Annotated in this window: 8 protein-coding genes and 3 pseudogenes; 9 read left to right on the forward strand and 2 right to left on the reverse strand. The window is 45.3% G+C overall.

Annotation, left to right across the window (positions count from 1 at the left end; genetic code table 11):
* The 3 genes and pseudogenes from L1D11_RS21940 to L1D11_RS21950 form a co-directional block, all read left to right on the forward strand.
* Positions 1 to 774 (forward strand): annotated as a pseudogene (locus L1D11_RS21940) (IS66 family transposase); the annotation flags it as partial.
* Positions 775 to 917: 143 nt separating this feature from the next.
* Positions 918 to 1,160 (forward strand): annotated as a pseudogene (locus L1D11_RS21945) (transposase); the annotation flags it as partial.
* Between the two features lie 193 nt (positions 1,161 to 1,353).
* Complete coding sequence (locus tag L1D11_RS21950) at positions 1,354 to 3,219, forward strand: methyl-accepting chemotaxis protein (protein WP_239834296.1); 1,866 nt, start codon at positions 1,354 to 1,356, stop codon at positions 3,217 to 3,219.
* Positions 3,220 to 3,308: 89 nt separating this feature from the next.
* Here the strand turns inward: L1D11_RS21950 and L1D11_RS21955 are convergent, their stop codons facing one another.
* The gene (locus L1D11_RS21955; RefSeq protein WP_239834297.1) at positions 3,309 to 4,097 is read right to left on the reverse strand and encodes a lipase; all 789 of its coding nucleotides are present in this window, start codon (positions 4,095 to 4,097) and stop codon (positions 3,309 to 3,311) included.
* A gap of 396 nt (positions 4,098 to 4,493) precedes the next feature.
* Between L1D11_RS21955 and L1D11_RS21960 the strand changes: the two genes are divergently transcribed.
* The 6 genes and pseudogenes from L1D11_RS21960 to L1D11_RS21985 form a co-directional block, all read left to right on the forward strand.
* The gene (locus L1D11_RS21960; protein ID WP_239834298.1) at positions 4,494 to 6,902 is read left to right on the forward strand and encodes a multiheme c-type cytochrome; all 2,409 of its coding nucleotides are present in this window, start codon (positions 4,494 to 4,496) and stop codon (positions 6,900 to 6,902) included.
* A 128-nt stretch (positions 6,903 to 7,030) separates the two neighbouring features.
* Positions 7,031 to 8,014: a MoxR family ATPase gene (locus tag L1D11_RS21965; RefSeq protein ID WP_239834299.1), complete on the forward strand. Its 984-nt coding sequence runs from the start codon at positions 7,031 to 7,033 to the stop codon at positions 8,012 to 8,014.
* A gap of 12 nt (positions 8,015 to 8,026) precedes the next feature.
* A complete protein-coding gene (locus L1D11_RS21970; protein ID WP_239834300.1) occupies positions 8,027 to 8,989 on the forward strand; it encodes a DUF58 domain-containing protein in 963 nt (320 codons plus the stop codon).
* Positions 8,990 to 9,529 carry a DUF4381 domain-containing protein gene (locus tag L1D11_RS21975; protein ID WP_239834301.1) on the forward strand — a complete coding sequence of 180 codons (540 nt, stop codon included), beginning with the start codon at positions 8,990 to 8,992 and terminating at the stop codon, positions 9,527 to 9,529. It abuts the gene before it with no gap.
* The gene (locus L1D11_RS21980; RefSeq protein ID WP_239834302.1) at positions 9,522 to 10,595 is read left to right on the forward strand and encodes a VWA domain-containing protein; all 1,074 of its coding nucleotides are present in this window, start codon (positions 9,522 to 9,524) and stop codon (positions 10,593 to 10,595) included. The genes L1D11_RS21975 and L1D11_RS21980 overlap by 8 nt, the downstream gene beginning before the upstream one ends.
* A pseudogene (locus L1D11_RS21985) lies at positions 10,588 to 11,196 on the forward strand (VWA domain-containing protein); the annotation flags it as partial. The gene L1D11_RS21980 and the pseudogene L1D11_RS21985, both read left to right, overlap by 8 nt.
* A 25-nt stretch (positions 11,197 to 11,221) precedes the next feature.
* Here L1D11_RS21985 and L1D11_RS21990 read toward each other — a convergent pair.
* Positions 11,222 to 11,433, reverse strand: a 212-nt coding sequence (locus L1D11_RS21990) for an IS3 family transposase (RefSeq protein ID WP_239862797.1), incomplete at its 5' end; no start/stop codon positions are given.

Genomic DNA, 11,433 nt, shown 5'->3' on the forward strand with positions numbered 1-11,433 from the left:
CTCAATGTCCTCAAAGAAGATAAACAGTGTTAGTGTTATATGTGGCTCTACTGCTCGGGCGCAGACTCGCCCGACGCTGCACTGCTAAAGAATATCGCCTTGTACGAGTACGACTATCAAAACAGTCGCGCGAGGGCATGCCCTGTTGCCTTCTTGGGGGATTACAGTGGTTATCTGCAAACCGATGGCTATGGTGCCTATGATGGTCTTCACCAGGTAACCAATGTTGGTTGCTTGGCGCATGCACGGCGTAAGTTCATGGATGCTAAGAAGCTTCAAGGTAAAGGTAAGTCAGGCAAAGCAGATAAAGCGCTGGCCAAAATCCAGAAGCTCTATGGGATAGARTCSCGCTTAAAAGGTGCGACTGTCGAAACACGAAAAGCAGAACGTCAACAGCATGCCAAGCCGATAYTGGATGAGCTGTACGACTGGATGACGTCTCAACAAGTAATAAGCTCTAGTCCATTAGGAAAAGCGMTTAAGTATACGCTCGGCCAATGGCCGAAACTCATCCGCTATATTGATGACGGTCATTTATCTATCGATAATAATCGTGCTGAACGCGCCATTAAACCGCTGGCCATTGGCAGAAAAAATTGGCTCTTCTCGAACACACCAAATGGTGCTGATGCGAGCGCGATGCTTTACAGCATCGTCGAGACAGCGAAAGCCAACGGCCTTATCCTCTACGACTACATGGTCAAGTGCATGAAAGAGCTCGCGAAAGCTGAGCCTGATATCGATGCGCTCCTACCTTGGAACTTCAAACATTAACAACACCGCCCGTGGGTTCATGGGGCGCATACAAATAAACCTTATTTAAGAAAGACGCCATAGTTACTTTTGGAGATATTTTGAAGTATTCAACAAGGCCTGCTCAGCCATCAGATTATGAATTTCTGTTCGAGCTCAAGATTCATTTATCTATCGATAATAATCGTGCTGAACGCGCCATTAAACCGCTGGCCATTGGCAGAAAAAATTGGCTCTTCTCGAACACACCAAATGGTGCTGATGCGAGCGCGATGCTTTACAGCATCGTCGAGACAGCGAAAGCCAACGGCCTTATCCTCTACGACTACATGGTCAAGTGCATGAAAGAGCTCGCGAAAGCTGAGCCTGATATCGATGCGCTCCTACCTTGGAACTTCAAACATTAACAACATCGCCCCGTGGGTTCATGGGCGTTTACAATAAATCAAAGTCACAATTAAACATAATGCTCAATTTGTTTCATGTTTTTTTTGGAATAACCCTTATGAAAACATGAGTATGGGTGATAGGATTTCTCTTTATATTTCTTTAATTGCTCTATAAGAGGTTCTTAATATGCAATTTAGTCTAAAGAGGAAAATGGTTTTCTCTGTAGTTTTGGCGATTGCTTTTACATCCGCAATTCTTCTTTTCATGGGTTATAAGACTTTTCAAAGTAACAGCTGGCAGGCTATAGAGAGCGAAAGTCGTAACACGTTGAACGCCCATGCTAAAGGGATCAGTGATTGGTTTTACGACAAGAAACAAGCTGTACATGGCCTTCAACAACAAGTTCAACTTAACCCTTCACTAGATATTGTCCCGCATTTACGTCAAACCCTTGTATCTGGTGGCTTTGGATTGAGTTACTACGGCAATAAAGACGGGGAAATGTTCCGTCATGATCCTTCCCTCAACAAAGCAGGGTATGACCCAAGAGTTCGTGGTTGGTATAAGGAGACTTTAGCTCAAAACAAAGCCGTCACAACCAAGCCGTATGTCAGCGTTACGATGCAGGCACTCGTGGTTACACTGACCGACCCGGTCACCGAGAACGGATCCATTATCGGTGTTGTTGCTTCAAACCTCGCCTTAGATAAGCTGATTAAAGATGTATTAGCAATACAGCTGCCAGGAAATGGACGCGCGATCCTTATCGACAAAGAAGGCACGGTTGTCGCTCACCAAAACGAAGACTTTATTCTTAAACAGGTTAACGACATCGCACCTGAGCTAAGTGTTGCTGGTTTAAACAGTGCAGCGCAGAATCTAACGACGATCTTCACCCAAGTTGATGGTCACGAGCGTGTGATCATGGCGGAGCCAATCAGTGGCACGGATTGGTTGCTTGTGATTGAGATGGATAAAGGTGTTTTGGAACAACCGCTGTTTGACATGTTGGTCAGTCAGATCACCACGGGTTTGATTGTTCTGATTGTGATGGCCGCGGCAACGTCTTGGTTTGTTGCGAGACAGTTGGTAGAGCTAGGACGAGTAAGCGAAGCACTCGCTGATATCGCAGAGGGTGAAGGTGATTTAACTCAACGCCTTCAAGTCTCCAGTAAAGACGAGGTTGGTCAATTGGCCGATAAGTTTAATGTGTTTGTCGATCGACTGCATGGAATGATGACCAACGTTACCCAAGTTTCTACAGCGATGAACGACGGTGCTGAGCATGCCAATGAGAGTGCTCTAAAGCGTAGTGATAGCGTAAGCCGACAGCAAGATGAAATTACGATGGTGGCAACAGCAGTAACTGAAATGGCGACTGCGACAGCTGAGATCGCTTCTAACGCGGACAATACAGCGAAAAGCGCGAGTCATTCAGTTGAATTAAGCGAGCAAGGCTTCCAACAGATGGCAAAAAGCCAATCATCAATCAATGAGCTTGCTACTGAACTGACGAGCGCGGTATCTATTATCAGCGAGCTAGAAGAGCATGGACAACAAATTGCGTCTATCTTGGCGACGATACGCGAGATAGCTGAACAAACTAACCTACTGGCACTTAATGCTGCGATTGAAGCGGCAAGGGCTGGTGAACAAGGCCGTGGCTTCGCTGTTGTGGCGGATGAGGTTCGAGTACTATCTCAGCGTACTCATGCGTCAACTGAAGAGATTGAAGACAAAATCAAACGTTTGCAGCAGGCAACGAATAGCGCGGTTAAAGTGATGACTCAAAGTCACGATATGGCGGAGACAAGCGTGCATGATGTTGATATGGCAGGAGAGAGTCTCGCTCAAATTCGTGAAGCGATTCAAGTTATCAGTGATATGGCGACTCAGATTGCTTCTGCTGCTGAAGAGCAGTCACTGGTCACAGCGGAAATTAACGCTAACACTGAATCTGTTCGTGAAGTGAGTGACGTTATGGCGCTTGATGCGACGGATGCAGTGTCTCAAGCAGATCAGCTTAGCCATTTAGCGAATGACTTGAAACAAGAGTTGTCTCGATTCAAGCTTTAAGAACTGAAACGCGATAGAGATAGACTAGGAAATACAAGAGCACAGACCGTCATAAGTTTGTGCTCTTTTTTCATGGTGGTGAGCGAGTCTTAGTGCTGATCAAAGAAGTCTTTATTGCGTATGTATTTACTCATCAAGTGATAAGAGAATGGCCTAATCAACCAACTAAAGAGGGATCGCCCTAAGCGAATAAAAGTCGGTGTATTTTCATAGATACGCCCGTTATAAAGCCAAAGTATCTTTCCCACATGCCAATACAGTAAAGGCACTGGTGGCATGAAGGTTACAATGTCGATGTCACAACATATGCGGTAGGTCTTTTTACTCAAGCGATAATGTTTCTTGAAGCTCCAATCTCCAATAGCAGGCTGTCCAAAAGTCACGATACGTTTTATGCAGCCCGGGTATTTCTGTTCAAAGTAATCCGCAAAGACACAACCAATCGCACCGCCAGAAGAGTGCCCAGTAATCGCTACTCTTTTGCCTTGTTCTAATAAGGGCGCGAGAATCGTTTCCAAGCGCTCGATCACGTTCAAACCTAAATTATCTTCATTTCGACTCGGTTGGCTCTCTTGAAACATCAGATGATAAAATCCCGCATGAACTCGATAGTTAAGTCCAATTCTTTTGCAGCTTCTTGTCCATAGAGCAAAGTTAAGTAGCCAGTCTGACATGCTGTGAGACCCTTTAATAACTACCAACACTTCATCTCTGTCCTTACTCCACAAAACGCGAATCATGGTTTTGCCAAACTGATTTTTTATGACTCTCTGACCGTTTGGAGCAAACCCATAACGAGTTTGCTTAAAGCCACGAGAATAGGCGAGGTTACAAAGAACGGCATAGCGCTCATATTGGTATTTTTTTAGTGGTTTCACGGATACATATCATTTTTTTGATAGCATAAAATGACAATAGCTTGAGATTGTGAACTACAGATGACGATAGCTAACGGTGTAAGGCGGCTCGCTCAGGTAGTATGAAAGTAACTTAGGTAATCCGGCGTTTTTCAAGATAGCTGTCATTACTTGATTGTTTATTGGACAGTTTTCTCTGGGTTTAAATGAACCTCACTAACTGGTTCACAGTTTCTACGCTTACCTGACCAACGAACAGGATGTCGCTAGGAGCTCTTTTTATTCGCATACCAATGAGTAAACACCAGTCGTGAATATGAATCACAACTATCGAGATCCTGCCACTAAATAATTGTAAATTGGTTGTTCTTAGGTCTACCTTATTAAGCACAAGGGTGTATGAAAACAAGGAATGTTATGTTGGCATGGTTCTGCTTACTGGTAAACGGATTGAAATACCAGCGAGTCTCAGTATTATCCGCAATCTTGTATGCACTGATGTTATCGCTATTAAGTTTGAACGCCTATGCCAACGAGCAAGCTCCTAATATCATCTCTGACACTTCAAAGGATAGCTCTGTAGTCTCACACGCTAGCTCCGATGCTTTGCATATCGGTTCTAAAGCCACTTATGTCGGTTCGGAAGCGTGTGTTGATTGTCATAGTGAAGAATTCGAAGCGTGGGAGGGCTCTCATCATGATATGGCGATGAAGCACGCTACAGATGAATCGGTATTGGGCGATTTTAACGACCAAACGGTTACTCATGATGGTATGCCTAACCGATTTTTTCGCAAGGGTGAAGAGTTCTGGGTCAATATCGAAGGACCAGACGGGCAATTCAAAGATTACAAAATCAGCTATACCTTTGCCTTTGAACCTCTACAACAGTATATGGTTGAGTTTGAAGACGGACGCGTACAATTGATTCCTTTTGCTTGGGATTCTCGCACCAAAGACGAAGGCGGCCAACGTTGGTTTCACCTTTATCCTGATACTACCAACACCGATGAGTTTTACTGGACCAACAGTGGCCAGAACTGGAACTTCATGTGCGCAGATTGCCATTCAACGAACCTAGAAAAGAATTACGACAGCTCAAGCAATACCTACACCACCACTTGGTCTGAGATTAATGTCGGTTGTGAGGCATGTCATGGGCCTGCCAGCGAGCACGTTGAACAAGCCAAGTTAGTAAAAGCCAACGGCGGAAAGGAGGCTCCAATCTCTGCACATTTTGGTTTCGACCGTGACTTGTCGAAGTCGGTGAAAGAATGGATCTATCAAGAGGGCAACTCAATTCTACAACCAAAAGACATCATTCACACCAATCAAGTTCAGACCTGCGCTCAGTGCCACAGCAGGCGGACTCAGCTGAATGAAACAGGCGATTATGTTAATGGGTCATTCTTTGATAAATATCGCCTGAGCTTGATTACCCCTGAACTTTACTATAACGATGGCCAAATTTACGATGAAGATTACGTTTACGGATCCTTCTTGCAATCAGTGATGGCAGGGAAAGGCGTTACTTGTACAAATTGTCACGATCCACATACTGCGGAATTAAAAATTACAGAGGAAACCGTGTGTAGCCAATGCCACATTGCTTCAGAGTATACGCCTGAAAAACACACATTCCACGAAGCGAATACAGAAGCTTCACAATGTACGACTTGTCACATGCCAGAGACGACTTACATGGAAGTCGATCCAAGACGTGACCACAGTTGGCATATCCCACGCCCTGATATTAGCCAACACATTAAAACGCCAAACGTGTGTACTAGCTGTCATGAAGATCAAACCGATCAATGGGCAGATAAACAAATCGGCGAGTGGTTCCCTGACTCTCGATATCGTAATCAGCAGCATTTTGCCATAGCTTTTTATGCCGATTCAATAGGGCACAGAGGCGCAGAGGATGCCTTGGCCTACTCAGCTCAAGACTCTAGTTTAAGCAAGATCATTCGAGCATCAAGTTTGGAGCGCTTAGGTGGTAACACGGGTAAGAATACGCTGATCTCACTTGTGAAAGCTGTGAAGCACGATGATGACATGATCCGTTTAGGCGTTGTGCAAGGCTCATCTGGTTTCCCTTTTACTGACCGTTGGCAGATTCTAGAGCCGCTACTGAAAGACCCTGTATTGTCGATTCGTTCAGAAACCGCAGGTGCATTGGTGCGTTACTGGGGAGAAATGAATCCTCTGCAGAAAGACCAAATCAAGCCTGTATTGGAAGAGTACATTGAAATACAGCAATTTAATGCCGATAGAGGATTTGGACGCACTAACCTAGGTAACGCTTACCGAGACTTAGGTCAGTATCAAAGAGCGATTGAGTTCTATTTAGGTGCTATCGAGATTGAGCCTTACTTCGAAAATAGCTACGCCAACTTGGCGGATTTGTATCGAGTGCAAGGTAACGAAGCAAAAGCGTTATCGATATTGAAGCAAGGTATTCAAGCTCAGCCTAAATCGAGTGTATTGCCATACAGTGCAGGGTTATCTCTGCTTCGTGTGAAAGATTATAAGCAAGCAACGGACTACCTTAAACAAGCAGCTGAAACTGCGCAAACCGACCCACAATATTGGTATGTGTACGGCTTGGCTTTGGAAAAATCTGACGTGCTTGCAGCAAGTAAATTACTGCACAAGGCTTACCAATTTAGCCGTAACCCACAGCATCTGTATACCCAGTGTGAAGTGTTGGCGCGAAACAGCCATATACCGGGCGTACCAAAGGCGTTTGAACAATGTATTTCATCACTGAGCAAAGTGGCACCGTCGGAGGAAATTAACCAGTTGAAAGCAATTAGCAAGTAGAGAGCTTAGTTGAAATAGAGCGCCATCATGGACGAGGCTATACCCTTATGATTTATGGTGTTTATAACTAATAGTTATGGAGTTTGTGAGTAGGATGTACGTAGCCAGATTGAATTACGAGAAGACTTATGAACTATGCGCAACAAGCAATAAACCAACTGATTGTACAAACAGAGAAAAGTGTTATCGGTCAGAGTCACGTCGTTCGGGCTCTGGTGATAGGGTTATTGACCAATGGGCATGTGCTTTTAGAAGGGCTTCCTGGCACAGCGAAAACGCGTTCAGTAAAGTCGCTTGCCAACTTATTAAATACCAGTTTTGGTCGAATCCAGTTCACACCAGACCTATTACCATCTGATGTGTCGGGTACAGAGGTGTATCAAGAGCTAGAGGGGAAACCTCAACTGCACTTCCAACCGGGACCTATTTTTAACAGTATTGTCCTAGCCGATGAAGTAAACCGTGCGCCAGCTAAAGTACAAGCGGCATTGCTTGAGGCGATGGCTGAAGGCACGATCACAGTAGGCGGTCAAACTCACATCCTTCCGGACTTATTCATGGTGCTCGCTACTCAAAACCCAGTTGAGCAAGAAGGTACATACCCGCTACCTGAAGCGCAAATGGACCGTTTCATTATGAAAGTGACGGTTGATTACCCAGAAGATCAATCAGAGCGCGACATCATTCGCTTGGTTCGCAGCGAAGAGCTAGGCAATGAGACTCGTTCCGAGTTAGTGACTCCGCAACATATTGAACCTGAATTAGTGCTTGAGGCACGTCGCCAGCTTCCTGAAATAGCAGTATCTGATTTGGTTGAAAACTATATTGTGGCGTTAGTTATGGCGACTCGAAAGCCGGAACGTTACCCAGAATCTAACTTGTCCAAATGGATTGAAATTGGCTCCAGTCCACGAGCTTCTATCGCTCTAGATAAGTGTGCTCGCGCTTATGCATGGCTACAAGGGCATGACCACGTCACGTTGGATGATGTTCGTGCCATGCTGCCAACTGTGTTGGGGCACCGATTCTCACTGTCTTATGACGCACTTGCTGACGGGGTTGACCATCAGAGAGTCGTTGAAGAGCTACTTGATAACGTAGAGATCGGATAATAAGGGGGCGTCATGGCGAAGCCAACACAAGCTCCCAAATCGCAAGGCCTTGACCCAAGACTGTTCTGTGATTACTCAAAGTTAGTGCGAATACAGGCGCAAGCTGAGTCGTTTTCTCTGCTACCTCACCTAAAAGCGGGCAGTTTTCTTTCGGGAAGACACAATTCGATGTTTCGTGGTCGTGGTTTGAACTTTGAGGAGTTGCGACATTACCAATTGGGTGATGATATCCGTAACCTAGACTGGAAAGTTACCATGCGAATTGGGAAACCACATGTTCGTAGCTACACCGAAGAGAAAGACCGTAATGTGATGATCTGTGTAGATCAACGCAGCTCGATGTTCTTTGCCTCTCAAGACACCATGAAGTCCGTCGTTGCCGCTGAAGTGGCGGCATTATGTGGGTGGCGGGTTCTTAAGGATGGAGATCGCGTCGGTTTTGTTTTGGCTTCACACCAAAAGCTATTTCACACAAAAGCGCAACGTTCTCAGTCTGATTTGCTATCTCAACTCAAACACCTTGCTAAAGCGAACCAAAGCTTGGGTGTTAATGTGAGTGACAATGAGGGAGTCGGGTTTACTCAATGGATCGAATTGATTAAGCGTATGAGGTTAAAACAGTCGACGTTAATCTTTATTAGCGATTGGCGTGATTGCCAAGAGCACCACCTAGACCGTTTAAAACAACTTCAACAGCATAACGATATTCTCGCCATCATGGTCACTGACCCACTAGAGCGTTCACTGCCAAGAGATCTTGCAAGCGCAAACTGGGTTGTGGGTGATGGTCGTTTTCAATTGAGCTTAGATAGCCAATCTAAGGTCAATCTTGCGAGAGAGAGCCTAGCTCAGAAAGCTGTACTTCAAAAACAATCTCTAGCTAAATTAATGGCGATGAGAAACCTTCCGTATATCGAACTAGATACCTCTGGTAATCATATTTCTCAGTTACAAAAGTTAGCAGGAGGGCGCTAAATGACAGTAGAACATACGCCTCCTAGTACTTATATCCTGCGTGAACTTCATGATGTAGCGATCCCTAATAGCGTTAGTTGGGCTCCACAAACCATCGGTTGGAAGATCCTTGGCGTTATCTTGTTATTAGCGGCTCTCTATCTGGCCTATCGTTTGGCGCTAAGATGGTGGAATAATCGTTATCGAAAAGAAGCACTCAATGAATTGATGTTATTGGATGCGAGAGATAAAAACTCCCCTGAGCAGGCTTTTAAAGTGCTTAAGGTTGTACTTCGTTATCTAGACAGCAGCAATGCAAAGCTGTTTGGGCAAGCTTATGTGAAACGTTTGAATGCGCACCTTCCTGTGAACGGGAAAACAGAGAGTAACAACGCATTCTTTGCTGAGGAAATCTCAGGTCTATGGATGCAAAGCCTCATTGATCCAAAGGTAGGTTTGACCTTTGAACAGCGCTCGGAAGTCATTCAAACCTCTATGATGTGGCTAAAACTTCATAAGCCTGATGTTCAAGTGGCGGTTGAGGGGAAAGCAAATGATTAATCTCTTATCTTCTAGCTTTGAATTTGCACATCCATTGTGGTTCGTTGCCCTGCCTTTACCTCTTTTGGTCTACTTAGCGGTACCGGCATATCGAACCAAACAAATGGCCATTAAAGTGCCGTTTTTCCACGAATTGGTGGAAGCGATTGGGGAAGCACCTTATGAAGGGGCAAGTCAATTAACGCCAAGCTGGTGGCAACGCACCACACTCATTATCACTTGGGTTCTGGTTGTTTGTGCGTTGGCTAAACCAACCATTCTTGGTGAACCTCAAGTGCGTGAACAATTAGGGCGAGATGTCATGGTGGTCGTTGATCTATCTGGATCCATGGCAGAACAAGACTTCACATCTAAGCAAGGTAAGAAAATCTCACGCTTGGAAGCAACGAAAGAGGTGTTAGTGGACTTTGCGAAAACCAGAAAAGGCGACCGCTTAGGTTTAATCCTGTTTGGTGATGCTGCGTTTGTACAAACTCCTTTTACTGCCGACCAAGATGTATGGCTAGAACTTTTAAATCAAACAGATGTGGCTATGGCGGGGCAGAGTACTCACTTGGGTGATGCGATTGGCTTGGCGATAAAAGTGTTTGAGCAGAGCGGCAAGCAGATGTCTGCTGAACAAGCCCAAAACGATATCGAACGTGAGAAAGTTGTGATTGTACTGACTGATGGTAATGACACGGGCAGTTTTGTAAAGCCAATTGATGCTGCAAAAGTTGCTAAGGCGAAAGGGGTTCGTATTCACGTGATTGCGATGGGGGACCCGCAGACTGTCGGTGAAGTGGCCTTGGACATGGAGACCATCAAGCGTATCGCCTCTGAATCTGGCGGTGAGGCGTTTGAAGCGCTAAACCGTGATGAACTCAGTACAGCCTATGAACAGATCGGTCAACTTGAGCCTCAGTTATACGAAAGCACAACGTATCGACCTAAGCAGGGCTTACACCATTATTTAATGGCGGTCGTCGTACTCATGTATCTCACTGCGTTTAGCCTTGCAACGGTAAGACGTCGCCTTACAGTTCGTTTGTCGAATCTTGAAACGAAAGGAGAGAGTGATGTTTGATTCTCTCGCAGTTCAACAGTTTTTTACTCAGTTTCATTTTATTCGCCCACTTTGGCTCTTAGCATTCGTGCCGATGTTTTTCTTACTTTGGTTACGTTGGCGAGAAGAGACCAAACCGAGCTGGAAAGACATTCTGCCAGAGCATTTACGCAATGCGTTGACGATTGGTGAGACAGGGTGGCGCAAACAGCTACCACTCAAGCTGCTGATGGTGATAGTGACTATTGCGATCATTATTTGCTTAGGGCCAACGTGGCAGCATGAAGCATCGCCATTTGGTGAAGACAAAGCCTCGATGTTGGTGGTACTTGATAATAGCGAATCCATGCTAGAAAAGGATTTACCCCCTAGTCGCTTAGAGCGTTCGAAGCAAAAAATTCGAGACTTATTGGCGGCGCGAAAAGGCGGTAATACAGGTCTAGTTGTGTATGCAGGAAGTGCACATATCGCGATGCCGGTTACTCAAGATAGCAAAGTTTTCGAACCGTTTTTGGCGGCAATTACCCCTGAAATTATGCCTGTTGATGGCAAGGCGGCTGAGAAAGCGCTGCCTTTAGTTCACCAACAATTGTCTGGTGAACCTGGCTCAACTGTGTTGATCTGCTCCAGCCAGACTGGACACTTCATTAAGCGACATTTTGATTTTCAAAGTTAACTGGGCTTAGATACCCAAGAGCACTGTGCCTTCTTGTCCGATTATAATCAACCTCTATGTATTCAAAGATTGTTTGGCGCATCTCGTCTCGCGTCATGATCGGCTCATACTGGATCGCTTCAACTTTCATTGAATGGAAGAAGCTCTCAACACAAGCATTGTCCCAGCCGTTTCCTTTCCTAC

The sequence above is a fragment of the Vibrio sp. Isolate32 genome, assembly GCF_022397955.1.
In the GTDB taxonomy this organism is placed as follows: domain Bacteria; phylum Pseudomonadota; class Gammaproteobacteria; order Enterobacterales; family Vibrionaceae; genus Vibrio.

What these genes read in the sequence shown, in the direction of transcription:
- L1D11_RS21950 (WP_239834296.1), top strand. Translation starts at nt 1,354, where the DNA reads ATGGTTTTCTCTGTAGTTTTGGCGATTGCTTTTACATCCGCAATTCTT.
- L1D11_RS21960 (WP_239834298.1), top strand. Translation starts at nt 4,494, where the DNA reads ATGTTGGCATGGTTCTGCTTACTGGTAAACGGATTGAAATACCAGCGA.
- L1D11_RS21965 (WP_239834299.1), top strand. Translation starts at nt 7,031, where the DNA reads ATGAACTATGCGCAACAAGCAATAAACCAACTGATTGTACAAACAGAG.
- L1D11_RS21970 (WP_239834300.1), top strand. Translation starts at nt 8,027, where the DNA reads ATGGCGAAGCCAACACAAGCTCCCAAATCGCAAGGCCTTGACCCAAGA.
- L1D11_RS21975 (WP_239834301.1), top strand. Translation starts at nt 8,990, where the DNA reads ATGACAGTAGAACATACGCCTCCTAGTACTTATATCCTGCGTGAACTT.
- L1D11_RS21980 (WP_239834302.1), top strand. Translation starts at nt 9,522, where the DNA reads ATGATTAATCTCTTATCTTCTAGCTTTGAATTTGCACATCCATTGTGG.